20 protein-coding genes are annotated in these 26,955 nt (G+C 46.9%); 3 read left to right on the top strand and 17 right to left on the bottom strand.

Going from position 1 to position 26,955, the window contains the following annotated elements:
• Nucleotide 1: 1 nt before the first annotated feature.
• From J7623_RS16970 to J7623_RS16935, 8 genes are all read right to left on the bottom strand, one after another.
• Complete coding sequence (locus J7623_RS16970) at nucleotides 2–8,050, bottom strand: hypothetical protein (protein ID WP_291922486.1); 8,049 nt, start codon at nucleotides 8,048–8,050, stop codon at nucleotides 2–4.
• Nucleotides 8,051–8,086: 36 nt separating this feature from the next.
• Nucleotides 8,087–8,950 carry a hypothetical protein gene (locus J7623_RS16965; protein ID WP_291922484.1) on the bottom strand — a complete coding sequence of 288 codons (864 nt, stop codon included), beginning with the start codon at nucleotides 8,948–8,950 and terminating at the stop codon, nucleotides 8,087–8,089.
• Nucleotides 8,951–9,038: 88 nt separating this feature from the next.
• Nucleotides 9,039–9,554 carry a DUF4402 domain-containing protein gene (locus J7623_RS16960; RefSeq protein ID WP_291922482.1) on the bottom strand — a complete coding sequence of 172 codons (516 nt, stop codon included), beginning with the start codon at nucleotides 9,552–9,554 and terminating at the stop codon, nucleotides 9,039–9,041.
• A gap of 311 nt (nucleotides 9,555–9,865) precedes the next feature.
• Complete coding sequence (locus J7623_RS16955) at nucleotides 9,866–10,924, bottom strand: ankyrin repeat domain-containing protein (protein ID WP_291922480.1); 1,059 nt, start codon at nucleotides 10,922–10,924, stop codon at nucleotides 9,866–9,868.
• Between the two features lie 5 nt (nucleotides 10,925–10,929).
• A complete protein-coding gene (locus J7623_RS16950) occupies nucleotides 10,930–11,646 on the bottom strand; it encodes a DUF6882 domain-containing protein (RefSeq protein ID WP_291922478.1) in 717 nt (238 codons plus the stop codon).
• 25 nt (nucleotides 11,647–11,671) lie between these two features.
• Nucleotides 11,672–12,622: a 3',5'-cyclic-nucleotide phosphodiesterase gene (locus tag J7623_RS16945; RefSeq protein WP_291922475.1), complete on the bottom strand. Its 951-nt coding sequence runs from the start codon at nucleotides 12,620–12,622 to the stop codon at nucleotides 11,672–11,674.
• 36 nt (nucleotides 12,623–12,658) lie between these two features.
• Nucleotides 12,659–13,654 carry an aminoglycoside phosphotransferase family protein gene (locus J7623_RS16940; protein WP_291922473.1) on the bottom strand — a complete coding sequence of 332 codons (996 nt, stop codon included), beginning with the start codon at nucleotides 13,652–13,654 and terminating at the stop codon, nucleotides 12,659–12,661.
• 48 nt (nucleotides 13,655–13,702) lie between these two features.
• Nucleotides 13,703–15,169 carry an MmgE/PrpD family protein gene (locus J7623_RS16935; RefSeq protein WP_291922471.1) on the bottom strand — a complete coding sequence of 489 codons (1,467 nt, stop codon included), beginning with the start codon at nucleotides 15,167–15,169 and terminating at the stop codon, nucleotides 13,703–13,705.
• Nucleotides 15,170–15,180: 11 nt separating this feature from the next.
• Between J7623_RS16935 and J7623_RS16930 the strand changes: the two genes are divergently transcribed.
• Nucleotides 15,181–15,675 carry a CinA family protein gene (locus J7623_RS16930; protein WP_366839216.1) on the top strand — a complete coding sequence of 165 codons (495 nt, stop codon included), beginning with the start codon at nucleotides 15,181–15,183 and terminating at the stop codon, nucleotides 15,673–15,675.
• Nucleotides 15,676–15,692: 17 nt separating this feature from the next.
• Here the strand turns inward: J7623_RS16930 and J7623_RS16925 are convergent, their stop codons facing one another.
• The 3 genes from J7623_RS16925 to J7623_RS16915 all read right to left on the bottom strand — a co-directional run bounded on the left by J7623_RS16925 (nucleotide 15,693) and on the right by J7623_RS16915 (nucleotide 16,949).
• Nucleotides 15,693–16,052, bottom strand: coding sequence for a nuclear transport factor 2 family protein (locus J7623_RS16925; RefSeq protein ID WP_291922469.1), 360 nt, complete (start codon nucleotides 16,050–16,052; stop codon nucleotides 15,693–15,695).
• An 88-nt stretch (nucleotides 16,053–16,140) separates the two neighbouring features.
• Nucleotides 16,141–16,626 carry an SRPBCC domain-containing protein gene (locus J7623_RS16920; RefSeq protein WP_291922467.1) on the bottom strand — a complete coding sequence of 162 codons (486 nt, stop codon included), beginning with the start codon at nucleotides 16,624–16,626 and terminating at the stop codon, nucleotides 16,141–16,143.
• The gene (locus J7623_RS16915; RefSeq protein ID WP_366839213.1) at nucleotides 16,623–16,949 is read right to left on the bottom strand and encodes a metalloregulator ArsR/SmtB family transcription factor; all 327 of its coding nucleotides are present in this window, start codon (nucleotides 16,947–16,949) and stop codon (nucleotides 16,623–16,625) included. Before J7623_RS16915 ends, J7623_RS16920 begins: the two co-directional genes overlap by 4 nt.
• 172 nt (nucleotides 16,950–17,121) lie before the next feature.
• On the opposite strand from J7623_RS16915, the gene J7623_RS16910 reads away from it, so the two are divergent.
• Complete coding sequence (locus J7623_RS16910; RefSeq protein WP_291922465.1) at nucleotides 17,122–18,786, top strand: glycosyltransferase family 39 protein; 1,665 nt, start codon at nucleotides 17,122–17,124, stop codon at nucleotides 18,784–18,786.
• Nucleotides 18,787–18,858: 72 nt separating this feature from the next.
• Here J7623_RS16910 and J7623_RS16905 read toward each other — a convergent pair whose 3' ends face one another.
• Nucleotides 18,859–19,719, bottom strand: a complete 861-nt coding sequence (locus J7623_RS16905) for a 2OG-Fe(II) oxygenase (protein WP_291922463.1) — start codon at nucleotides 19,717–19,719, stop codon at nucleotides 18,859–18,861.
• 127 nt (nucleotides 19,720–19,846) lie between these two features.
• Entirely contained in the window at nucleotides 19,847–20,452 is a 606-nt protein-coding gene (locus tag J7623_RS16900) for an FMN-binding negative transcriptional regulator (RefSeq protein WP_291922461.1), read from the bottom strand.
• 72 nt (nucleotides 20,453–20,524) lie between these two features.
• On the opposite strand from J7623_RS16900, the gene J7623_RS16895 reads away from it, so the two are divergent.
• Entirely contained in the window at nucleotides 20,525–22,006 is a 1,482-nt protein-coding gene (locus J7623_RS16895; RefSeq protein WP_291922459.1) for a PLP-dependent aminotransferase family protein, read from the top strand.
• Nucleotides 22,007–22,050: 44 nt separating this feature from the next.
• On the opposite strand, the gene J7623_RS16890 is transcribed toward J7623_RS16895, so the two are convergent.
• From J7623_RS16890 to J7623_RS16875, 4 genes are all read right to left on the bottom strand, one after another.
• Nucleotides 22,051–22,581: a VOC family protein gene (locus J7623_RS16890; protein WP_291922457.1), complete on the bottom strand. Its 531-nt coding sequence runs from the start codon at nucleotides 22,579–22,581 to the stop codon at nucleotides 22,051–22,053.
• 66 nt (nucleotides 22,582–22,647) lie between these two features.
• Nucleotides 22,648–25,794, bottom strand: coding sequence for a M1 family aminopeptidase (locus tag J7623_RS16885; RefSeq protein WP_291922455.1), 3,147 nt, complete (start codon nucleotides 25,792–25,794; stop codon nucleotides 22,648–22,650).
• 3 nt (nucleotides 25,795–25,797) lie between these two features.
• The gene (locus tag J7623_RS16880; protein ID WP_291922453.1) at nucleotides 25,798–26,667 is read right to left on the bottom strand and encodes an ABC transporter ATP-binding protein; all 870 of its coding nucleotides are present in this window, start codon (nucleotides 26,665–26,667) and stop codon (nucleotides 25,798–25,800) included.
• Between the two features lie 78 nt (nucleotides 26,668–26,745).
• A complete protein-coding gene (locus J7623_RS16875; protein ID WP_291922451.1) occupies nucleotides 26,746–26,955 on the bottom strand; it encodes a helix-turn-helix transcriptional regulator in 210 nt (69 codons plus the stop codon).

Raw genomic sequence — 26,955 nt, 5'->3', positions numbered from 1 at the left:
ATTACGGATTAACTATAAATACTTTTTTAGCCACTACTTTCTCATTCGCCAGAAACGAAACAATATAGATGCCGCTGGCATATTGATCACCAATCACATGCTGGCGACCATTGCCACTCACATCCTGCCGCCATAAAACCTGTCCGAGCACATTAGATACGGTAATCCGGCACTTTTCATCCGGCACCTTGTCAAAATATCCATATAACGTTTTCCCTATACTGTAAGCTTTGAATACCGGTGTTACCTCAGGAGCCGTTACACTTCCCTCCTTCCGGAATACCAGCGAAAAACGATGATCGTAAGTGCCGGCATCGAGGTATATTCTATACTTCGTGGCCTCCTGTAATTCCAGTGTTTTGCCTGCTGCCTCATCTTTGAGGTAGATATGCAGGTAAGCCGGTATACGGGCCAAGTCAATTGTATTGAAAGTGATCCATCCCTTTCGTTCCGTTTTGAGGCCCAGCGGAATCACATCTGTACTGTCAGGATATAGTGGCCATGCATTAATGGACATACGGGCACTATCGGCGCCTAAAGCATACAGGCTGGGTACTCCCGGGTCAGTATTGATTAATTTTAAGGCATCCATTGTTTTCTCAAAAGACCTGGATGCAGCAGCATCAAAGTATACTACCAATGGATCCGGATTTCCTCCATCATCAGCAAAGGCAGCTCCCAAACGCAGGATGGGCACCGTTTGCGGAACGCGATGAAAAACAGGCGACAGGTTAGTGAGCCTTGCATTGTTATTTACCGATAATGTACCCGATACCGGGAAGCTGCCATTGGTAACGTGTACAAAAAATCCCTGCATGGAAGGAATAACATTATTTGCGATACCATCGCTTGACACCCCATTGATATAAGAGCTGTAAGTACCGGTATACTGATCGGCTGTACCTGCATTGAAATAATACACTGCATTATCGATATTGGTGCGGGTCCACCCGGTAGCAGCATCCCAGTCGACCGGCGATGGATAAGGATTCCCAACGAGATTAAAACCCTGGGTGTACGGCTGATTATTATTGGTAAGTACCGGCGCTGTAATCGTTTGATTATTCACGGCGCCGGTGATGTCTACCACAAAAGGCGTGTTCGCCGTACCCATTTGAGCAGCATATCCCATCATCGGTGTGAGCGGACCAGTGGTACTGGTATAAGCCACCCATCCAGACGATGCATTACTTTCTACATATTTGTACAAAGATGGAAACGTGGCGTTGAGGTTGATGTCATCCGCCAATTCATTGACAGTGGCTGCCTGGAAAGGAGAACTAAAATATTTATATCCAAAAGCTGTTGGGATATACCTTTGCATAGTTACATTACCTGATACCTGTCCGGCACCACTGCCATCAATCAATGCCGTTTGTGTAGCAGAAGAAAGCAGTGTGAGGTTATTACCGGTGGTGAATTGTCCCGTAGTGACCTTCAATATACCGCTGATGTTAAGCGGCCCTCCTAACGTTACTCCCAGCACATTATTCACGGTAAGGTTCATTAATGTATTGGTAGCAAATGCGGCAGCAGGTATAGTTTGCGCCGCTGCTCCATTTAGCTCAATAGTGCCGGCTGTGGAAGTGAAATTACCGTTGTTGGTAATTACACCGCCTATCTGAAGCTTGGCGCCACTAACCGTTACACTGGCGCCGGATTGAATAGTGATATTATTGGCAATAGCCACACCCGTATTTATCAATGGGTAATTGAGAAGACCTGTGGGAATCGTCACGTTGGTAGTACTTACCGGGATGGCAGCAGATGACCAGTTACCTGTAACAAACCAATTGGTACTAAGTGCGCCTGTCCATATAGCACCGGTGGCCAGCTCTCCTACTGCAAGCGCTCCAAATCCGGTTAATCCTGTTACCTGTATCGATGTGGGAAGTGGACTAGTGGTTGCAGGCAAAGTCCAGTTTCCACCGCTATATAACGCCGCCTTAAAGTTGGTTGTGGTGGAACCCGCATCAACATCTGCGGCCACCCAATTCAATGTTACAGCGGCGGTGGTGAATACAGCACTATTATTGGTCAAAGTCCAGTAACGGTTTACTTTTTTGGCGGTGTTTAAACCCGACGTGAGTAAATTAGGATGACTACCGGCAGTTACCGCAGTGAGTACATCACCGGCAGTGCTTACGCTGGCAAAAGTTGTTGTTGCCGGCGTATAATTCAGGCTGTCACCAACTTCATAAAGGCGCGTAATGTTGCTACCGGCCGACACATTTTTTTGTAAGCGGCCATAGACCCATCCAGTACTTTGTCCTGCTCCACTGACACTACCTGTTGCGGTTACGATCATGGTATTTACGCCGGTCCTGATTTTTCCCGCCATAAATGTCAATATTCCATTTGCAGTTGTATTAGCTGACAACGATACCAGCCCTGTTGTTTTATTGATTTTAATATTATTGAAAGCGCCTGTTGAAGTAACATTCTGATCGGTGGAACCTGAAAAATAAATTGTGGACCCCGTATTCGTAAACGCACCGCTACTCATCGTCCAGTTCCCTCGCAGGGTATCCGTAAAGCTGCCGGAAACAAAGGTGCCGTTACTCAGTGTAAAATCATTGAGGATGGTCAATGGCGCCGAAGCCGTTTTTGTACCTGCTGTGGAGATCACCAGGTTGCCATAGGGCGTAGCTGCAGAGATACTTTGTGTGCTACCTGCATATTCCACTGTACTCAACGTATCCAGCAGATAGCTGTCAAACACCGGTAAACTATAAACACCTCCTACAATAAGCCGGGCATTGTCATCAATAGAAAGCGCTCCGCCCACATCTTCTGTAATTGTTGAATCTCCCGCATCCAATACACCGGAAAAAATTTCGAGCGACGACACTAATTGTAGTCCCCTGGTTAGTTTAACGGTAGCAGCCGTTTTTTGTATTGCTAACTGTGCCAGGTTGAATGGGCTGCCACTGCCTCCGATAACAGATGGTCCGGTACCTGTCATGGTGGGCGTTCCAATAGATGCATCGAAAGCGCCGTTAATGGTAAAATTGTTCTGTATATTGAAATTAGCATCCGTCAGAACCGTGCCGTTGATAACAAGGTTGTAAAAGGTAGTACCATTACTGCCCGTCAACGTTCCCGAACCAGACGTCATTGTGAAAGTAGAGGTACCACCGTTCAGTGTACCATTGCTTTCAATATCTCCATTCACCGTATAATTATTACTGCCTGCATTGAGCACTCCGCCGGCACTAATCTGCAGGTAGCCCCCTATAGTCCATCCAGCGGCAGGTGTAACACCTGCCGGGTTATCGATGATGACATTGTTAAAGCCGGAAGGTGTTCCGGCAACAGCCAGGGCCGCAGTGCCCCCAAATCTTACGGTGCCGGTGCTGGAAAAACTGGTACCGGTAAGCACAATATTTTGTGCGGAAGAAGGATTAAAATAAAGTGTTCCGGTACTGGTTACTGTGCCGTTATTTGTAAAGCTTCCACTAATGACATGTGTTGAAAGCCCCCCGTTGAAAGTGGCGCCATTAGCGATATTAAAGGCCACTAATACATTCCATCCCACACTCGCGTTTACACCGGCAGTATTATTAATATTCAGTGTGGCATAGGTAGGTGCACTCGTTGAATTTAAAATAGGAGAAACATTCCCGTTAAAGTTAATCACTCCGCTGGAATTAGATACCAATGCATTAATAAAACGGATGGTTTGCACCGTGGTACCTGTGAATGTGGTTACGCCGTTGCTGATCAGCGATCCACTGTTGATCAGATCACCACTTACCGTGGCAGATCCACTGCCTCCATCATAAGAGCCGCCGGTAACAATCTGCAGCAGGCCATTATAAGTGATATCGCTTCCCGCCACTGCATAGCTACCGTAAACAGTAAGCCGGTTGAAAGTAGTATTACCTGTTATGGTTTTACTGCTGCCGTTCAGCGTTACTGTGCCGGTGCCACCAGCAAACGTGCCACTATTTATCCAGTTACCATACAAGTTGATGGTAAAGGCGCCGGCACTCAACGTTACACCACTGTTGTTCGACAGGTCACCATTAACGGTAATGTTAGCTGTAAGACTTTTTGTACCACTGCCACCCAGTGTGAGATGCCCATAAGAAATGCCACCAGCAACTGTTTGTGCACCAGCGCTGTTGTAATTAACGGTACTGGTGTTGCCCAACTGGTCGGTAGAATAATTGGCAGGGAAATTAGACGCTCCTCCCACCGTAACAGTAGCTCCATTAGCAATAGCAAAGGTGCCCCCTACTGAACTCCGGTTAGCGGTAAAGGCAGACAAGGCGAATGTACCTGCATTGACCGACAGGTTACCATTTATCAATGCGTTGCCTGTCAGCGACGCGGTTCCACCGGTTTTATTAACCACAAGATTATTGAAGGTAGTGGCAGCAAGGTTTTGTGCATTACCACCTGTAAAAGTAACAGTTCCTGTTTCCGGCGTAAACGTGCCGCTGTTATTCCAGTTGCCGCTTACCGTGAGGGTAGCTGTACCTCCATGAACAGACGCACCGGCACTGATGCCAACATCCCCTGCAATTGTGGTGGCAGCGCCGATAGCTAAGTCACCGCCGCTAACGGTAAGGTTGCCGTTTACAGTGGTAGTACTACTGATCTGCGCGCTGGCAGCAGACTTGGCAATGGTAAGATGATTATAGGTTAGTCCGGCTACCGCTTGCACCGCAGCACCGTTATACACTACAGTACCACTACCCGGAGTGAATGTGCCACTGCTATAGTTTAGGTTGCCGCCAATATTCAGGGTTCCTGTGCCGGTGCATGTAATGCCTGCCCCTCCCGACTGCGTAACAGCGCCGGCAACTGTTGCGCTGCCGTTTCCGATATTCAACTGAATAGTATGTCCGGCAGTACCATCACTGAGCGTAAGGCTGCCATTTACTGTCATACTCTGGGCACCTACATTAATAACATGTGCTGCGTTGGCAGACCATATTCCTGCAATGTTCCCCTGCGTTACCAGGGAGCCTCCGGCTGCCAGCGTGAGTGTGGCTGCCTGTACACTCCCAAAGGAAATACTTTTTACATTGGCGGCCGTACTTATCACCGGTTGATTGGTGAAACTAATAGTGCCTATTTCCGCAATATCATTTACGCCGGGCGGACGGGAAGGACTGCCTTGTGCTACTGTCCAGTTGCCGGCTGTATTCCAGTCGTTGCTGACCGATCCGTTCCAGCGTACCACATTTGCCGTAGAAGCTAATGTAAAACGCCCGTTAAAAGAGCTGAGCGCGGAGGTTTGCTCCACATAATTAGAAGTGGTACTACTGGCTGAATTTCCATACACCGCCCAACTGGAACCGGTATTGCGCCAGATGCTAAGACCAGCTTCTGAGTTACCGTTCAGCTCTGCATCTTCATAATGGAAGCGCAAGGTGGTAGCGGCCAGGGTGATACCACCACCAACGGTAATATCATATTCCCGGTTCACCGCAGCACCTGAAGGGAAGTCAGTTACCGGCTGCGGCAGTACAGACATTGTAATAAATCCGCTGGTAGTAAGACCTGTAAGCGTAACCGTGTTGTTGGGGCTTTCAAATGCATAAGCGGTACCCAATACAAAATTATGGGAATGCTGAATGTTACCGAGTATAATACCATTGCCACTCCTGTTACCGGTGATCGTCAGCGTATTACCAGTGCCGGTAATGACCATGCCATTGGTCATCGTAAGTGTTGTCACTGAAATATTGTTTAACAGGGAAACCTGGTTGGTAGAGGCAGTTTTATTAATGACGAGCGTACTGAAAGTGGAGGCGCCGGTGATATTAGTATTCACGGTTCCTGTTAGCGATACGGTACTGGAACCTGCCGTAAAAGTACCGTTGTTAATCCAGTTTCCCAGTATCGTTATACTTTGAGTGGATCCATTGAATGTGGTACCTGATGCGATGGTAAAATCACTGTTTACTGTTACTGCTCCTCCCAGTGTTTTGGTGTTGCCATTGCTCACCGATAATTTGTTAAAAGTGCCCGCAGAAATTGTTTGGGCGCCCGTACCATTAAAGTTGACGGTATTGGGAACGGTGGTAGTCACATCCAGGGTTCCTGCAGTGACGGCGTAAGTATTTGCGATACCCAACGTTGAGTTGGTGGATAGTTGCAGGGATGTACCATTAATAGCAACATTGAATAAATTAGCGGTGCCATTAAGAGAACTGGTACCGGTGAAAGTAGCTGTACCAGCAGTTGCGGAGAAGCTGCCGGAAACATCCAATGTATTATTCACAGAGAAGCTGGCAGTAGAAGTAATGCTTCCCGGAAGCGATAATCCGCCGAAGCTGATAGTACCTGCCCCTGAAATTGTTTTTGAGCTGCCGGTCATGGTAACGATACCGGAAATACCACTAAAACTTCCTGCTACGGAAAGATTACCGGTTAGCGTGATTCCTGTTGCTGCACTTACTGAACCGGAAACCGTGAGGTTCTCCAGCGAGATACCGGATCCGGTGATTGTTTTGCTGCTTCCGCTCATAGTAAGGGTTCCACCGGTAAGATGCGTAAAGGTACCCGGGGCAGTAGTGGCCAGGTTACCGGCAACTGTGATAGCCGCAGCAGCTGCGGCAGTGATATTGGTGGCTGCGGCGGTAAGATTATTAAACGTATGTGTTCCGGAGCCGCTGATAGAAGTTCCCGCCCCGGTGAAAGTAACCGTACTGGTACCACCACTAAAGGTACCGTTGTTCACCCAGTTACTGGCCGCAGTAATGGTACTGCTACCTCCGTTAAAGGTAGTGGATGCCCCTATATTTACGCTGCCGCTGATAGTTATGTTGGAAGCTGCCGTATAGGTAACGGAGGTGCCGCTTCCTACTGCCGATGTAAAATTACCGGAAACGGTGAATGCGGTAGCGGGCATTGTTTTTACCGCAGCGCCACTACCCGAAGAAAGGGTAAGGTTTCCGTACAATTCTGCAGCTACCGCCTGATTGGTACCATTATATTCAACGGTACTGGTGAGGCCAAGTGAGATGGTGCCATAATTAAGTGGGAAGGTACTGGTACCTCCTATTTTCATCGTGGCGCCATTAGCGACCGTGATGCCACCACCCGCCACAGTGGTACCGCGGTTGGCGGAAAATGTAGACAGGTCGAGGGTAGCGGCCAGCACTTCTATATTTCCAACGGAGGCGGTAGTAGCATTCAGGGCATTCAGGTTACCGCCCAATGTTTTTATCCCGCTGCCGGAAATCCGGAGCGTTGAATAAGTGAGGTTATTTCTCACGGTTTGGTTTACCAATGTGCCACTATAATCTACGATACCACCTGCGGCGAGTGTAACCGTTCCCGTTAGTGCGTAGTTGCCGGCAAAAGTAGCCGCATTCACACGTAATATACCACCCGCATTTACAGCAATGGCACCTGCTCCGGAAACGATAACCGGCGTGGCTATATCTGCCGGGATAAAAGTTCCGTTCACCGTAAGGGTACCCGCCACCGACATATTCACATTTTGCGTGGTAGTACACCCGGCACCTATGGTGAGTTTACGAAAGGCCGTCGCTGTTGACCCGCCGATCGCCTGCGTTGTTCCCGCCAGGTTTACTTTAGCATTGCTGCTGGTTGTAGAATAGGTGCCGGAGTTGGTCCAGTTACCAGTGACACTAAGGGTGACGCCTTTTTCTATGAGGGAGCTGCCGGCGTTAATGACCAGGTTGCCTGTCACTGTCAGGTTTTTGCTGACGGTGAGCGTAGCATTTACACCTGCTCCTATTGTAAGTGACCGGCAACTGGTGCTGCTACTGATGGTGGGATTAAATGCCCCGGTAAAATTAGCATCGCCTATTACCGCATCCACACTTGCTGTGGGTACACCAGCCGTCCAATTGGCGCTGGTAGACCAGGTACTGCTGACGGTGCCCTTCCAGCTGGTTTGAGCCGATAATATTGCTGGTAGAAAAACGATGAATAACAGGATAAGTTTTTTTCCGGAGAGGGACAGGCATGTGGATTTGAAAGCTCCGGCTGTATGCGAACCGGAAATCTTCAAGCGTTTTCTAACCCAGTGCCAATGAATTAACCAATGTAGAATCACCTCCATGGGAGCATTATTTGGCTGAAGCATTCCCTCCTGCAGTTACAGTTTCAACTCCGCTTCGGCTAGTTGTTCCTTTGTTTTTGAGCCGTTCGTATATGCTACGCGTAACTTCCCGGAATGATAGTTTACGCCCGGCTTATTTTCGAGAGGCAAACGCACATAGCGTTGTGTAGTAGGTGTATATATTGCCAGGCCTCTCACTGCCGCCACCTGTATTACTTTTCCCTGGGGAGAGAGATAGTCCACAGTAATATCGCCGTAAGCAGACGCATTTCCAACGCGATTGAGTAACAGGCTTAGTCCTGGCGACTGTCCTTTTCCTTCGTCTACAGCAAGATCCGATAACCTTATATTGGCAGACGTTTCGCCAATACGTATAATTACCGGGATGGTAATTCCAAAAACCGGTGTGAGCTTAACAGAAATTCCATTACTATCCTTTGGAGCATTCCCCTCTCTGGCAGGCTTTTCATCCGGAGCCGCCCTGAAATAGAGATGAGAGCGATACTCACCTGGTGCCAATTCTGTAGTTCCCGTCACCTGCAGCTTTACCACCTGTGCTTCATTAGGGCCCAACACTACGCTACGGGGAAAAAAACGAAGGTATTTACTGGCAAACTGTTGTCCGGAATCGGGTTCATTAATCTGTTCAAACGTGCCATTCCTATTCATCCGGATTTCCACAAACGAAATAAGAAACCTGGCCGTATCTTGCCCGGAATTAGCCAGGTTTAACTCTTCTGAACGTTTCTGCCCGTCAAAAACAACACGAACAGGCGTTACCAGGAGATTACCCTGCGCCGATAGCTTCTGCATGGCAGCACCGAGACAGCCCATTAAAATAACAAGAAAATGAAAAAAATACCTGGTGACAGGTATGTTTAGGTCTACCGGTGTACTCATGGTTTCATACTTTACAAACAAAGCGCATAGCAGCAATGGTAATTGCGCTATACGGGGGATATGGTGAAGGAAAATACCGCCTGCCTGGTCAGTTATAGTTAACCGTTACGTTAAAAGGCGTACCAGAGGTATACGTACCTGCAGGCTGAGCTGCACCTACATTCAATGTAGCTCCCACTGTCAGTGTTTGAGTACCGGCAGTAAGGGTACCTGTACCAGAAGGGTTACTGGTAAAATTGGTTACCGTCATCGTATTTGCTCCGCTGGTAATAGTCAGCGCAGAAGACGGCAATGTAATACTGTAGGAATAGTTGCCGGTACCGGTTACAGTAAAAGAAGCAGCTGTAACTGTTCCTGTGGCTGTGGAAGGAAGGGTTACCCCACCTGTCCTGGAACGAACGCCGCCAGGGGTGAGTACCACTGTACCACCGGTAGTAGACTGCACTGCTACATTGCCGAAATTCATGTCTACATCCTTTGAGATACTGATGGGAGTTACGATAGTAGCTGTAGCAGTTGCCGTAGCTGTTTCCTGGGCCGAAACATGATTGCTTACTGCAATAGATGCCAATAAGACTAATGCAATTGTGGTTACTTTTTTCATTTTGGGCGTTTTAAGGACGGTTAATGACATGGCCAAAATTCATGGACGTTTATATGCTTTAACCCTATAGGTTGATATATCGGTTTTTATATTCCAACGATTATTATGAGCACATTCTCTATTATGAATATAAAACAAAATATTTAAACGTAAGCATTTTTTATCTGCATATTCCGAACGACAGACCACACCAGCGCCGGATTGCCTGGGGCTGCCAGTTATAAAAACGGTTAAAAATATATTTAGCAATCCTTACCTGTGAAACGGGCTACATCCATTAACCGGGCAAATAAGGAGCAGGGGTGATGTCCTTATTCAAATATCTTATTCAACTGGTCTCCGGGATTACGAAGAAATTCGTCTACACTACTCAATTCTTTCAACTCTCCATGTTCATAATCTGCCGAGGCCAGGCATTTCTTTTTTGGATACCATACCAATAATCCTTCGGCACCATAATTATCTACATCCGACAACAGGTCCAGGAATTTATGTTTATTCCAGTTCACTTCTTTGACATCTACCACACGGTTAAACTCGATATAACTGATATATTCGTTTCCGGGGATGTTGATACGGCGGTTATCGCTTCTCAATATCTCCAGCAGCTTTGCCGGGATTTTATAGCTTTTCAGTGCCGCCAGCCGCTGCTCCTCTTCATGCCACTGCGGCGGCTCCAGGGCTTTGATATAGGCGGTCATCTCTTCATTTTTATTAGCTACCGCCGCATTATAAGGCCGTTCGCCATATTTGTCTTTTATCGTAACATCTGCGCCTTTTTCTACCAGTAATTTTACGGTGTTGAAGTCGTTATTCTGAGCAGCTACGCATACCGCAGTGGGATTATACGGGAATACCATATCGGGCAAATGTCCGTTTACATCGGCCCCTGCTTCCAGCAACATTTTAATGGCGGGGTACTGCCGGTTGAAAACAGCCTGCCTTAAAGAGCGTCCATCTTTCTGTAAATCATATCCATTAGCCAGCAATACGGCAATGTTATCATATTTATTCCCGTATAAAGCCGCAGTCAGGGCTGTTTTATCTAACTTATCCTGTTGGTTGACGTTGGCGCCTTTATCGATCAATAACTGCAGCACTGCCGGCTTGCAATTAGCAGCGGCAGTGATGAGTGCAGGCGACGCTTTATCATTAATAACGGCATTTTTTTCCAGCAACCAATGAACTACTTTCATTTTTTGTTCACTGAGCGCCAGGGTCAAGGGTGACACATCTACATGCCGGGTAACGTTAAAAACGGCGTTCAAATTCCATCCGGCAGCGAGCTGGCTTTCCAGCGCTTCCAGGTCTTCCGCCATAATTCGTGTGGCCATTTCCGTTAATTCCGCACCGGTACCAAATAATTTCATACCCCTTAGTTTTTTCCATTGATCTGTGTAAGCCTGAACAACTCGTCAAAAGTGGCGGTAATCGTATAGCCATTCCAGGTGGCCGTTAATCCGTCCGACGTTTCTTCCACGGTATAACCAATCTGCGTGATATAATTGATGAACGTATTTTTATGATTCATCTCGAAGAAGCTGATCAGTTGCGGGAAAACAGACAAAGGCCGTGCGAGGTTATCACGTTCTGCCCGATCAATCTTGTCACCTTTAATAGTAGCCAGTAAAATGCCCTGGCCGAAATCAGCGAGGTAATAAGCGCTGTCGTCGAACATACCTGCTGCAATCATGCCTATGCGATGAAGATCATTTTGTGTGGCGTCAAAATCAGCTTTTGTAAATAAATCGATCTGATGCTGCTCTCCAAACGCCTTTAGCTGCAACACCTCTTCCATTACGCCCGGAGGAATAGCGGATTCCGTGTTGGCCCAGGCCCACATCCAGTTCTGTGCACTATGTGAAAAAGTACCAAGCACCTGTAAAGGAAATACTTTCCCTTCTCCAAAGCTGATGGTGCCCGCCGCCAGATCGGCATCCCAGTTATGTTCCCCGATCACTTCATACAGGTTATGTTGCTTATCCAGGCTACAGCCTCCATATTGCTCCAGTAAGGCTTGCTCAGTAGTAGCGGGATTAACAGCTGCGATGGACGCCTGTTGCGCCCCGGAAATATATTTTAAAAAACTCATAGTAGAATGTGTTTGAATAATTCGGTTAAAACGTAAGCAGTTTGGCCTGCTCCGGAATGATCAGCTTTACTTGTAATGGGTTATACTTTTTTAATTGTGCCGGAATCAATTGTTCCCGGTTGGCGCCCGGCTTGATATGCGTGATCACTACCGGAAAATTCTTCAGTGCCTCAGTACCCGATAAAGAAGCCAATACCTGCAACTCCGACATTAACCAATGCGGTGTAAGATGTCCGAACAATTGTTTATCCGGTTGCTCATTGGTGAATGATACCTCAATGAACAGCGCCTTCAATTTCTTTTCTTTCAGCAGCGGCGCTACGTGTTGCCATAGCTGTTGCATTCTATCGGAATGCTCCACGGAGTCTGGTCCGGTATCTCCCAGGTACAATACATAAGCTTCTTTATAACGAACCAGGAAAGCAGTACTTTGATATGGGCTGCCATGGCTTAAAGGGAAAGCGGTAACCTGCATGGTGGTGTTTTGCAATGGTGTTTCTTCCCCGGGCGTGAGCACCGTATAATGATATTTGCCCAGTGCGGGCTTCTCTCCCTGGTCAGCGAAGTTGGCCCAGCTTTTCCAGGAAAAATATTTATCCTTTAACACATCGAGGCAATAATCGAGGCCATAAATATTTTTGGTGCTGTCATCCGGTGAGTTGATGATCATACCGGCCAGATGATCCAGGTGGGCATGAGAAACCAGGTAGCCTTTTATATTTCTCTTCAATACCTCATCAGCGGTACCACGTAACAGCTTTGCCTGTATCGCTTTTTTAATGCCATAGTGTAAAGTACCGGCATCCAGGCATACATAATCATTACTGCCCTGCGGGGCTATCATATAGGAAGAAAGATTGCTTTCGTCGATACCGCCTTTCACGCCCAGGGGAATGATTTTAAACGCAGTTTGTGCAAATGCAGTGTGGCCAAGCAATACAGCCGCAAAGGTGACGATGGTTAAAATGGATTTCATGCGCTAAAGTTATACTTAATAGCCCAATCCGGAAAATTATGCAGGAAGCTGCATCAAATCTGTGCTCCTGAGCAGGGCTTTCGCCTGTTCTATGATCTGCTCCCTCCTGGGTGAGTCAACATAAAATGTCCAGGAGTTGCGGCTGGGGCCCATAAAGCGATATAAGATCTGTACGGCCAGGTGGGCGTTTAAGGTATCTTTGACTTCCGCATAAGTGATCGCTGTATGAATGCTGAAATATAATTCCAACATGCGCTTAATAGTGAGCTGCATGACCTCCGATCCAAAGTACCATTGACTAATAAGCAATTCACTCAGCAGATATGCCAGGTCATACACCGGGTGACCGATATGCGATTGCTCAAAATCAATCATGCCGATCGCTTCGGTTTCTTCATTGAGTACAATATTCCGGGAATTGATATCGCCATGCAACACGCAATAGCATTGGGTACTATAGGTATCTGCCAGGTGTTGTACCGCTTTTGCCAGGTCCGGCGCCAGTTCCCTGGACAGTTCGTAATACTGCAAGGCCAGCTTGTAATCCCGGAAAGTAGTGTTGCGGAACAGCGGATGCTCCGTATAGGCGATGCTGTGATAAGTAGCGGAATGCAGCCGCGCCAGGGCGCGGGCCACTGCCAGCAACGCGGTCACCGGTGTTTTGCCGGCTGCCAGGTAATCTATTAATGGCTTTGCATTAGGAACGGCGGCAATCACCAGCGTGTTGCCGGCTTTATCTTGCCGTACTTCCGGCACATGGGCTTCGTTGCCATCAATCTGCCGGCAAAGGGCATGCACTTTGAATGCCAGCTCACAGCGCTGGCTGGCGGGTATTTCAGGCGGAGCAAATATACCGGATACCTGCTTATCCAGGTATTGCTTGATATACCAGGCCTGTTGGTCATCGTTGATCCGGTATACCTGGTTAAACAGCCCACCGGTAACGGCCTGCATAGTTGGTTCTTCCAGCGCTATGTTTAGTCGTTCCCGCAGGAATTGCTGCCACCAGGATACTTCATTTGTTAGCTCCATGGGGGTTAAGGTAGAGAAAATTTACAAACCGGGCAAGATAAGCCTTACCTATTTCCCGTCCCGCAGCACGACCTGCAAAAGATCATCTACATAAAAATCTTCCAGATTATTTACCATAGAAAAGATAGCCGCAATATCCATTTTATTCAAGTAAGCATGATTCAACTTTTCAAATTTGCCTTGTACCGCTGCTGCCGAAAGCGGCCGGGTAAAGAAGCCTTCAAAGTCTGCCGCCTCACACTGCAATTTTGTACCATTCGTTAAGCTCATTTCCACCTTACATTTTGTCCATTCCGGATAGGCTTCTGTATAAGGATCTAATATACCCGCCAGTTTGGTGGGCCGGTGTAACGGGAAACGGGTATGCACTTTTACTTTTTTCAGCAACGCCTGCACATCGTCGCTGTTAATTCTATCAGGAGTGAGCTGTGGCGGATATACTTCCTTATCCAGCAGGGCCACTGCCGCCAGGTAAGGAAGACTATGATCTGCCTGTTCTTTGGAATATACTGCGGTTCTGTCTCCATACTCCCCTCCTCCTACTATGTGAAAAGCGGTTAGAAATATAGTGATGTCTATCTCAGACACCTGGTCCGGGTCCAGCGCATGTTCCGATGCCAGCTTACAAATTATTTCCAGCGTCACCTGCGTGTGTACTTCGGCGTTATACGTCTTTAAAATACATCTGTCCAGCAGGGAAAAATCTTCCTTTTTCCAGTCATAGTCCAGCGTAAGCCCCGAGATAGCATTGTAGCCCTTTTCCGGGATTTCAAATAACTGATCCGGCCCGGTGATACCTGTTAAGGCAACAGACAATATATTCATACAGGAGGCATTCACCAGCGAAGATGCCAGGCCTTTCCACTGCGTGGTATAAGAAGCCCTCGACGTAACAAACGGATTCAGGTTATTTCCGGCTATTCCCAGTGCATTACCTAACATCACTTCATCCAGTCCCATTAACCTTCCCCCGCCTGCTGTTGCTGAAAATGCCAGCAACGCCGTATGGTCATGCCCGTTAATCATCACCGGTAATTGTTGGGTGAGCCTGCATTGTATCGCGTAGGACACGGCCATCGCCATTAGAAACTGTTTTCCACTGACAGACCGTCCCTGGCTGGCGGCCAGCAATAATCCTATATTATCGGAAGGGTGACAGGTAGCTTCTTTCGCCAAAAAGTTATCCATAAAATCAGGATAACGGATATAGGTAGTATATAACTGGGCCAGGTGATCTAACGGTAATGTAGTAGCATTGGCATTCCCATTCCCATTCAAAAAAGCAAGTGCCCGTGCTACATTTTTAGGTAGCTCCTGGTGCCGGGACCAGACAAAAGAAGCCAGGCTATCCAGCAGGTGTAATTTTAACTTTTGGACATGTCCGGCGGATAACCTTTCATAATCTCCGGACAAAGCGAAAGCGGCCATCTGTGCAGTTTGCGTCATACCATCTCCTTTTGGGTTCTTTTGCTGTATCACCAAAAAGATGCCTGTATCTGGCATAAAATTAGACACGCCCCTTTATTATGGAAATGATGGACCTTCACACAGTAGAAAAAATCAGTACAATTTTGCAAGCTCGTCAGGAGACTTTGTCCGTAGCAGAAAGCGTTTCAGCAGGACTGATGCAAACGGCATTTTCCAGCGGAGAAAGTGCATCGTCTTACTTCCAGGGTGGTATTACCACGTATAACCTGGGGCAGAAAGCCCGTCACTTACAGTTGAATCCTATCCACGGTGATCAGTACGACTGTGTATCTTCTTACTCAGCGAAGTGTATGGCGGAAAACTGCTGCCATCTTTTTTTGTCGGAGTGGGCAATTGGTATCACCGGTTATGCTTCGCTGGTTCCCGACAAAGGTATTACCAGCTTATATGCTTATTACTCCATTGCCTTTAATGGGAAAGAAGTGGCGAACAGAAAAATAAATGCAGATGCGCAACAGAACCCGTACCAGGCAAAAATCTTTTACGTTAACCAGGTGATCAGGGAGATGGAAAACGCCTTATTAAAAAAGTAACCGCAAACTATTCACCATTACTTTTTATCTGGCAGTGGCATTAAGTAACTGACCAGCTTTTTTATCAGGCCGTTCTCCATCTCAAACACATCACAAAACACGAGGTGGATGATCACTCCATCTTTCGTTTGGGCTTGCACGTTACCTTCGGCTATGACGATGTTATTCTCCTCTGTCATCCGGGAAACGGTAATAACAGGCTTACCGGCAAATCCTTCGTTTTCAATTTCCTTGTCAAAAGCGGCTTTGCCTTTATGCGAATAAACGCCTGGCAGCTCCCAGGTGACATCATCTGTTAAACACGCCAGTATTTTCACATGGTCATGTTCCTTGAACGCTGCCATGTAATTGGTAACGGTGGCTTTATTCCGGCTCATATGACCTGGTTTTGAAACGTTCACAAAACTACCTGATAACAAAACAAGCAGCAAAAGTGGTAAAGATTTGAAACGGCGCATGCTCTCCTTATTTGCTGGTGACCAATAAAGCATTCAAACGATCAAACATGCTGAACCAACTTTGATAAGCGCCTGTTTTCTTCGCTTCCATTTCCGGCACGGTCTGGTGCAGCGTCAGCTTGGTTTGCTCCCCTAATGGCTCAAATGTGATGGTGGTGATGATGGCTGGTGGCCAGTCTTTGGACTTTCCTGCTTCCGTGGCACTCACCGGTATGCCCTGTTCATTGCACAGTTCCATGCTGAATACGAGTCGTTCCGGTGCATTTATTTCCAGGTATTCGCCGGTGATCCAGCATTCTCCGTGAACGGGATCCAATATCACGGAGTGAAAGCGGCCGCCTACCCTCACATCTATCGATTTAAATACAATGTCGCATCCCTCGGGGGCATACCAGTGCTGCAGGTGTTCAGGATCTGTCCATGCATCAAAAACCAGTTCACGCGGCGCATCAAACAAATGCGTAATCAGGAGATCTTGGGTATTCGTTTTCATTTGTTTTTTGATTTTTGTTGTTGTAAGTATTTGTCTAATTTTTCAAATCGTTTGGTCCATAATTTCCTGGAATGATCGATCCAGGTCACTACTTCATCGAGCTGATCCAGCTGTACCTCGCAAAATCTTTCCCTGCCGCTTTGCCGGATCACTAATAGTCCGCATTCCTCCAATATTTTAACGTGCAGGGATATTGCCTGCCGGGTCATCTCAAACTTTTCTGCGATGGTGTTTACGTTGTACGACTGCCCTGCTACCAGGTTGATGATTTCTCTCCTGGTAGGATCAGCGATAGCTTGATAAACATCTCTTCTGATTTTCATAAATGCAAGTATATGCTTGCAAATATAAACGCAAGTATTTACTTGCGCAAATAAAATTTCAAAAAAGGAGTTTATTTAAAAATGAAGGGATGGGAACAATTAACCGCCTGATTTGCAAATCCTATTATATGACCATATATTTGTTTAATTCAATCATATACATAAGGTACATATGCGTACACCCAAACTATCCACTATTCTATTACTGGCGGTGATTGCAGCGCTTTTCTTCATTCCTTTCCTGGGACGGGTTCACTTGTTTGACTGGGATGAAATCAATTTCGCAGAGTGTTCCAGGGAGATGCTGAAACTGGATGATTACACCAGGATTTATATCAACTTCAAACCATTCTGGGAAAAGCCACCCATGTTCTTCTGGATGCAGAGCTTATCCATGAAAATATTTGGCATCAACGAATTTGCTGCTCGCTTTCCCAATGCGGTATGTGGTATTGTAACCCTGGTAGTGCTCCTGGTATGCGGTACCCGGTTATACGACCGGAAGTTCGGCGTGCTCTGGGCGCTGGCATTTGGCGGCTCTCTCTTTCCTAATATGTATTTCAAATCAGGTATTATTGATCCCTGGTTTAACCTGTTTACTTTCCTGGCACTGTTCTTTTTTATCTTATATCACTGGAAACGGAATGGCTATGATAAAGAAGGGATCAATAAGCAACCTTTGTACTATGCCGTTTGGTCCGGCATTTTCATGGGACTTGCCATTTTAACCAAAGGACAGGTTGCCCTGATGGTATTCCTGCTGGTACTGGGCGTTTATTTCATCTATAATAAGTTCCGGATCTATTTTAACTGGGGTCATGCCCTCGTATTCCTTATCGTTACCACGCTGGTAACCCTTACCTGGTATGGATATGAAACTGCCAAGAACGGTCCCTGGTTCATTACTGAATTTTTAAAATACCAGTACCGCCTCTTCACCACCCACGATGCAGGACAGGCAGGCTTTTTCGGCTATCACTTTGTAGTATTGCTGGTAGGATGTTTTCCCGCTTCTCTTTTTGCGATTCCATCCTTCTTTAAAGCGCGCTATACCGGCAGGTATGATAAAGACTTTAAAATCTGGATGCTGCTGTTGTTCTGGGTAGTAACGATCCTGTTCACCATTGTACAATCGCGCATTATTCACTATTCTTCTATGGCGTGGTTCCCGATCAGCTTCCTGGCGGCCTATACCTTCTACAAATGGGACAGGAAAGAACTGGATTATAAAAAATATGCAGGCGTATTAGCCACTATACTGGGTGCTATCATTGCCATTGTGTTACTGGCTGTAGCGGTGATTGCCTTAAACATTAAACAACTGATACCTTACGTAAAAGATCCATTTGCACAGGCCAACATGGCGGCGGATGTAAAATGGAGCGGCTGGGAAGGCATTGTGGGGTTACTGATGGTAGCCACTGTTATCATCGGCATCGTGCAACTGAAAAAGCGCGCCTTTATCAATGCGGCTACGGTTTACTTTGTAGGTACCGCACTGGTGATCTTCACGGCTGCCGCTATCATTGTGCCTAAAGTAGAGAAGTACTCACAGGCAGCAGCCATCGAGTTCCTGGAACAAAGACAAGGGGAAGATTGCTATGTTGCCGCGCTGGGCTATTGGAGTTACGCACCATTTTTCTATACGCATAAAGAGAAACCGGTAAACCAAAACTCTTACGATGAAAACTGGCTGCTGACTGGCGCTATCGATAAACCGGCATATTTTGTAACGAAAATAGACCGGGTAGATCCTTATTTACAGCATGCCGGCGTGAAGGAGTTGTATCGTAAAAATGGATTCGTATTCCTGAAGCGGGAAATACCAGGTAAGTAATGTACATCACCATACATAAAAGGCGCCCCCACAGATCGTGGGGGCGCCTTTTTATGATATCTTTCAGTTCTGCTATTTCTTGCGTGAAAAGAACCGTAATACTTTACTGATTATTTTATCATTGGAGCCAAGCCTTCCTTTGATTTCTGTGTAAACAGCCACCATGGTATTATCCAGCTTCACCATAAATTTCTTCCTTTCCTCGCCGGGGCGCACCATATATTTGGTAGCTCTGCGGAAAGGCTGGGCTTCTTCTGTATAATAATATAGGGCGATGGATCTTCTGTGTTGATCCTCCGGGCAGGTCGTTGGCTCGGGGTGTCCATGGTAAGAATCCGCGTCTGTATTGAAAATTACGCAGCGGTTAAATACAGGTAACACTTTTTTCTCACAGGCCTTCATTTCTGTATCCCATAGTTCCAGCTTGCCGCCCCATTCTTCTACCCAGTCTTTGTTCACATACACCAGCACATTTACGCGCCGTTGCCAGTGACGATGGTGTGGATGTACGGTGAAATCGGCATGGATATTCAGGTAGCCGCCGCGCTTCGACTGATGTATGCCTCCACCTTCCAGGAGATCATCTTTCATCAGTCCTTTTATGCCGGTCAGCGTACTCAGGAACTCCAGGAACTGCGGAGAATTTAATTCGTTGATGGTCCGCTTAATAGTGGCGGGCAGCAAATCCAGCTTATTCAGCCCGGCTTTGTTTTCATTGTAATGAACATAGTTGATCCAGCCATCATCCTCATTCAATTTATCAAACTCCTGTGCGCAGGCCATCAAGGCATCCGGGTTCAGGAAATTTTCTAAAACGATGTGAGGGTATGGACTGCCTCCCTGGTATTCTTTACTAAGTGTTGGAAGCTGCTGATTCCAGTAATCGTAGTCGAATAGCTGCGTTGTTTGCGCTGTTTCAGTGGTAGTTTGCACTTCTTGATTTTTTAAACACGACTTTCAAAGGAGGTATAAATATAGTGCAAATATTATTCGCCGGACCTACCGGTAATAAAATATTTTACCCCTGCGTAAAAGCAGTATTCCTGCCTGTTTCCCGACACTACCATCCACGCATCTCCCGGGCAATAGCAGCCGCTAAAGCGTCACCACTATTTTCCAGCCGCCCGCTGATCCGCTCCCGCTCTCCTGCGCTTTTGTTTTGCGATACCTTCTTTTGGCCCTGCAGGTCGGTCACTTCTATTTCGAAGGCCACCACACCTTTCATCATGCCCGTTTTGTACTTATCAGAAAGGCCGTTCCATTGCGCCAGGTAACCGGGTTCATATTGCATGATCATTTGTTCCATAGCCTTTCCAACGGCCATTTCATCGGTCAGGATGGTAGCTTTCCCATACGCATGTACCGCTATGTAATTCCAGGTAGGCACGCTTTCTTTCTTATCATAATCTACCGGTGATATATAGGCATGTGGCTCCGCAAAAATCACCAGCGAGGTATTTTGCGCAATATATTTTGCCTGTTCGTTGGCAGCGGCGAAATGTGCCTTCAGTACCAGTTTGCCAGTGCTATCATCAACCACGAAAGGCAATTGCGTGGCAACAGGAACCTGATCTTTCTGGGTAACGATGGTGGCAAAGCTATATTGCTTCATAAATGCCACCATTTCGTCCCGATGATTAAATCTAAAATATTGTGGTATGTACATATCCGGTATTTAAATAGCGTAACATAAAAGTAACATTACATTGGATTACCTTTGTAGTCCAATACTAAGAAAATGGATAGTCCAATTTTATTTGGTTTATTTGAGCATATCCCGCTTGACCATACCGCAGAACGGGCGGTATACCTGCAACTGGCCGATGCCATGCTGATCCTGATCAAACAAGGCACCTTACGCGCCGGGCAAAAGCTGCCCGGCAGCAGGGACATCGCCCGCCTGTTGCATATCAACCGGATTACCGTTCAGAAAGCCATCGAAGAACTGGTGATACAGGGCTGGCTCGAAAGCCTGATCGGCAAAGGCACCTTTGTATCAACGCATATGAAAGATTACGAGCCGGTAAAGCCAGACAAGCACCTGTCTGCCCCAGCCCACCAAAACGCCGGGTTTACTATCAAACCTATTCATTACCTGCACAGCGTACCAGATATTCCTTTCCCGGAATTGCACCTGGACGATGGCTACCCCGATCCCGCACTGGCTCCCTTAAAAGAATTGTACCGGGCCTACCGCAATCAACTCACACGAAGCGGCTTATACAACAAGTTTGGCTGCTATGGCAACCCCGCCGGCACTCCCTGGTACCGGCAAACCATGTCGGAATACCTGAATACCACCCGCGGATTACATACCACTGCGCAAAATATACTTTCGGTAAGAGGAACACTCATGGGTATTAACCTGGTTTGCAATGCACTGATTGAACCCGGAGATATCGTTGTAACGGGCGTTCCCGGCTATTCCCGGATGGAGCAAAATATCCGGCATGCGGGCGCACAACATATCGGGATTTCCGTAGATGAATACGGCATGGTAACAGATGAATTAAAAAACATTTGTAAAAAGCACCGGGTAAGAATGGTGTACGTAACACCACATCACCACTACCCTACTACCGTATCATTGCGCCTGGACCGGCGCATGGAATTACTCCGGCTGGCCAATGAATATGGATTTATTATCCTGGAAGATGATTACGATTTTGACTTTCACTATAAACACCGGCCGCTGTTACCACTCGCCAGTGCCGACCAGCACGGCATGGTGATTTACTGTGGCTCCTTCAGCAAAAGCTTTTCACCCGCCTTCCGTATGGGATACCTGGTGGCGGCAGAAAATGTGATTGAACATCTCTCAAAAGTGCGGGTGATGCAGGACCGGCAGGGAGATCATATCCTCGACAACGCGGTGGCTGATATTATTCATGATGGCACCATTACCCGTTATTTAAGAAGAACATTACCCGTTTATGAGCGAAGACGGGATTTGTTTTGCAGCCTGCTGCAACAACAATTAAAAGACCGCGTGCAGTTTAATATACCCGAAGGTGGCATGTCGGTATGGACGGTATTTGACAAACGTATAGACCTGCACGAGCTGGCAAAAAAGGCGTATCAGAAAGGCTTGCTGTTATCTGATGGGGATCTGCATGGTCATCGTCCTCATCACAACAACGGCATCCGTATTGGCTTTGCCTCTTCTACAGAAGATCAGCTGACCCGGAGTGTGCATATTTTAAAAACACTCACTAAATAAAATCAGGCTCCTGCCTTATGCCGATATGCGCAGGAGCCTGGATCTTAATGCTGTTCCAAATGTCGTATATCCTTATGCGTGATCACATTCTCCTGTTCATCTAATGGAATCAACGGATTAGTACCAATATCCCAGAGGTTCCCTTCTACATCCTGTACATAGCCGGTGTAGGCGCCAAAGAAGGTTTTCTCCGGCATTTTTACTACGGTCACCCCTTTGCTTTTTAACTCCGCGTACAAGTCGTCTACTTCCTTTTCTGTATTCACAATATATCCGAGAATGTAATGCCGCGAAAACTGCTCTGCATAAGGAATCCGGGCATCTTCCGCCAATGCTTTGGCAGGGAAAAGAGAAATAAGGCTGCCGTTGATTTTGTAAAATACAATATCCTTATTCACGGCTACCGGCACCCAACCGAATTTCTGTTCATAGAAATCCCGCATGGCGGTCATGTCTTTCACGCCAATGGTTAAAATGCTCATTCGTTGTTTCATGGTTTGTCTTTTTTGTGCAGCAATATCCTTACTGGTGGCAGCTAAAAGGATCACCAGCAATATCCGGTTAATAATGTTCATGTGAAATAAATTGTTTCACAAAACTACGCGCCACCCCGGGCTGGTTGTTTGGATAAAAACGACAATTTAACTATTCATGAATAACCTTTTAATGGTGGCGTGAAAGCGTGTATGACTGACATTCAGTATCTCCCTGATCAGATCCGTTGAAACAGGCCTGGGCAGCGGATACCGGTGATGGTCCAGGAAATTCCGTAACGCTTCATTTACTTTATCTTCCCCGATCAGTTCACTGAGCTGTACCATTACTACCGCTCCTTTTGAATAGGCAATATGTGTTTGTTGATCCAGCACTTTATACAACGGCGGATTGCCTGAAAGTCCTTTTTCACGGTCATAAATTTGCTGATGTATTTTCACTTTCTCCAGCATCTTCTCCCGCCCATACATTTTTTTATATAACATCATCTCTGTGTACATGGCCAGCGTTTCAGTGAGCATGGCCGCCCCTTCGCGGCTGTCAGGATCTACCTGGTCACCACCCCACCAGAGGTGCGACAACTCATGGGCTGCCAATTCATTAATCACATCCTGCTGTTGATCCGCTTTAATATTTGCATGAAAGAGGCCATTCTCCGTCATAAAAACAGCGGCAGGATAGGCGGTTCCCGCAAAGCCACCGGCAAATGCAGATACTTCGGAAAACGTAATGGAATGGAACGGATAAGGGCCAAAATTTTCCTGGCAATAATCCAGCGTTTGTTGCGCTCCTGATATCAAATGCGCTACATTTTCCGGATGATCCGGATGATAGTACACGCACATCGTTATTCCTTTATAAACTGTACGGCGCATGGCATAAATGGCAGACGAGAGGGCGAAACGAAAGGGGCAGGGATGTGAGGTCCTGTAATGGAAATAGTTCCGGCCATCCTGCTGCCATTGCCGTACCAGCTCTCCGGTACCGATGGCGGTCTGGCCGGCATCAGTGGAAATCACCAGGTCTAAATTGATAAACTCATATGGCGTGGTATGCGCCGCATCCACGGCGGTGATGCCGGTGGGGCTCCCCAATCCCGCCTGCTGACGTTGTTGCGTGTCCGTTACTTCCCGCGATGACTGGTAACCCAGGCAGGGAAAATAACGGCTGATCCTCATGAATGACCCATTTTCCAGGATGGCATTGGGTGGCTGATGACCATTGACAGGCACCCAGTTGTATGACATCTCAAAATAAATATCCGCACTATCATTTGGCTGCAAAGGATGCTGCAACGCCAGCGCTGTCACAGGCTGATGAATGACTATCGTCTCTTTTGCTGTGGCATAACGGGCATGAATAACTTTTAGCCCTTCGTCAAAATTAATGAGTACTTTATCCATCGTACTACCAGAAAGGTTTTTAACCAGGTACTTCCCCCTAATGGTATATCGCCTTTCATGGGGATAGAGATGCACCTGCGCAGTTACATCTGTAATTGCCGGCTGCGGCAGGCCCTGGTACCTCCGGTATGATTGCTCATAGCGGGCAGCAGCAGTTATTCCGGCGGCGCTGTCTTTCTCCCTGTATCCTTCCATAAATGTTTTGCCGGAGAAAAAACTGCCAGCGGCTAACACGACTATCGCCAACAACGGTGTTATTTTCAACCGCCTGCTTTTCATCATGCTATAGAGCAGCCATGCTATTCCCATCAGGCCTGTTCCAAATGCCATTCTTGCTACAAAAGAAGGCAAATAAGCGTCGTATCCATTGAAGTCGCTATACACCCCTGTAAACCCGGAAAAGAAGCGAAAAAGCGGGTACGTAATTATTTTCTTTGATAACGGACTTGCCAGCGCCAATGCAGCCAGCATACTGATACCCAAAGCGAGGTAGTGCCGGTTCACCAGTTCATTAACCAACAGCAGTCCTGTTGTCAACAGCAACAATGGCCAGGTATTAAAAATGATAATACCACCATACGCGCGCCAGTCAACCGTCCGGTAATGAAACGCCCACTGAAAAATGAGACCCAGTACAATCATAATAACCGTATAGGCGAACAGGAGTATTACCCCACTGCACCAATGCCCCCATAGCCGATAAGCGCCATGCGCAGTACTATTTTCCAATGCTGCAAATTTTTCCCGGCTACTTTTCCAGTACCACTCATTAATAAAATACACCATCAGCAGCATCCCCATGAAGTGGAAGCTCTCCATGATGGTAGTAGCCATTAACCCTGATTCCGCATATTGCTGCGGCAGCCGGATTCCCTTTTCAATAGCGGCATACAACTCCATCCCGGTGTAGAAAATCAATAGCACCGCACTGGCAAAGAATGGAATGCTTTTAATGGCATAGCCGATATCCATTTTGATAAACGACGCCACCGACAGCCATCGCGTACGCAAGTTAAACATCGTAGCAACTCTCACGTGAACGGCTATTGGTAATTTATCAGCTGGTATTGGGGGAGATGATTTCCGTTTGCTGTTGACACGGGAAAAGCCTTTGTAGCCGATGAGTAAGCATATCCACGAGATGACGCCAATGAGCGCCCTGTTCAGCAGAAAATATCCGGAGGCCGGTATCAGCAGGGTATTATGCTGACTAACAGAAAGGCGGCTGCTATCATAAAACCAGGCCGATAATCCGAAAGGGTCCAGGATAGCTGCCCACTGCTGCGCAGCCAACGATTGCGGCGATGCCTGTGCCATCAGCGGGGAATCAGAAAAGAGCAACAGCACCATGTACATTACATATAGCAACAGTCCTCCTACAGCCATCGTCAGCTTATTGCGGGTACTCCATGCCAGGCAGCACAACCAGCTACATATCAGTATACTGTTGACGCCACCGAAAAAAATGAATGGATATACGTAACTGATCAGCGGTATAGTACTGCCTGCCCGTAGCGTTTGCCCAATACCAAAGCCTGTGGTCAATATTAAAAAGCCGGCAAGCGTTATTATCCACAGCAACAGGAAACGTCCACGTGCTACTGCATACTTACTAACCGGCGTGGTAAACAGGATCTGGTCGAACCGTGTATCCCATTCTTTGAAAAGTAGTTGCTGTGCAAAAGCTGTAGCGGTGAGGATCATGGAAAGGCTCAACAAGCCGAGCATAAAGCCGGTGCTGTAGGGCGAATTAAAAGAAATTGCCGTACCTGCGCCTACCTTAAACTGGCTGCCGGCAAACAGGCCAATGCCAAGGAAACACGCGATCAGCAAGGATATCGTCAGTCCCTTTGTATATGTTTTCAGGTCGAATAAAAAAATGGCTTTCATGAGTTATGCATGATAAAGGGCGTGAAAATATGCATGTTCCAGTGTGGGTGTGATGGACAGGAAGCCCTCCGGTGGCTCTTCTGCAAAAACAGTAATATGCATAGCTCCTGCTATCACCTGTTGGCCAAGCAACTGGTAATTATTTTGGTAAGATGGGAGCGCGGATTTATGCACCTCTTTTATCCAAACTTTTCCCCTGAGTTTACTGATCATTTGTGCCGGGCTGTCAGCGGCCTGTATGATACCATCTTTGATAACGGCTACCTGTTGGCACAGGTGCTGTACATCTTCCACGATGTGCGTAGACAGGATCACGATCACCTGCTCGCTGATATCGCTTAACAGTATATTAAACCGGTTTCGTTCTTCCGGATCCAGTCCGGCTGTAGGTTCATCCACAATGATCAGTTGCGGGTTTCCCAGTAGCGCCTGTGCTACGCCAAAGCGTTGTTTCATTCCACCGGAAAAGGTGTATACTTCTTTATGTTGCGCGTGCAGCAGGTTTACTTTGTTGAGTAAATAATCTATTTGTGCATTTCTTTCAGCGGCGCTGCTGATACCTTTAAGTATAGCAAGATGTTGTAACAAATTGTACGCAGAAATCTTCGGATAAACGCCAAAGTCCTGCGGTAAAAAGCCCAGTTGCTTTCGGAGAAATAGCGGATGTTCTATTACATCTACGTCATTGAAAACGATTTGACCGGTATCGGGCTTTTGCAGACCCACCATGGTTTTCATGAGGGATGATTTGCCGGCGCCATTGGGTCCTAACAAACCAAACATCCCGTTACTGATATCGAGTGAAATATTTCGGAGTGCTTTTACGCCATTTTGATAGGTGAGCGAAAGCTGATCAATACAAAGCCTGTTCATATTCTCTGAGTTTAGACAATACAATTCCTTACCATGGAGGTCCATGGCTTTTTTAATACTATTGATGATATGAGTGGATTATTCTTCTTCCCTATATTCCAAAATATCGCCGGGCTGACAAGCTAAAATTTTGCAGATGGCTTCGAGGGTGTCGAACCGCACCCCTTTTGCCTTCCCGGTTTTAAGGATGGATAAGTTGACCGGCGTAATTCCTAATTTTTCCGCCAATTCTTTGCTTTGCATTTTACGTTTTGCAAGCATCACATCTATGTTTATGATAATTGGCAT

Origin of the sequence: Chitinophaga sp. (assembly GCF_017745275.1) — a bacterium.
In the GTDB taxonomy this organism is placed as follows: Bacteria; Bacteroidota; Bacteroidia; order Chitinophagales; family Chitinophagaceae; genus Chitinophaga.
Note: the sequence above shows the minus strand (reverse complement) of the source record. Positions and strands in the feature narration are given on the sequence as shown.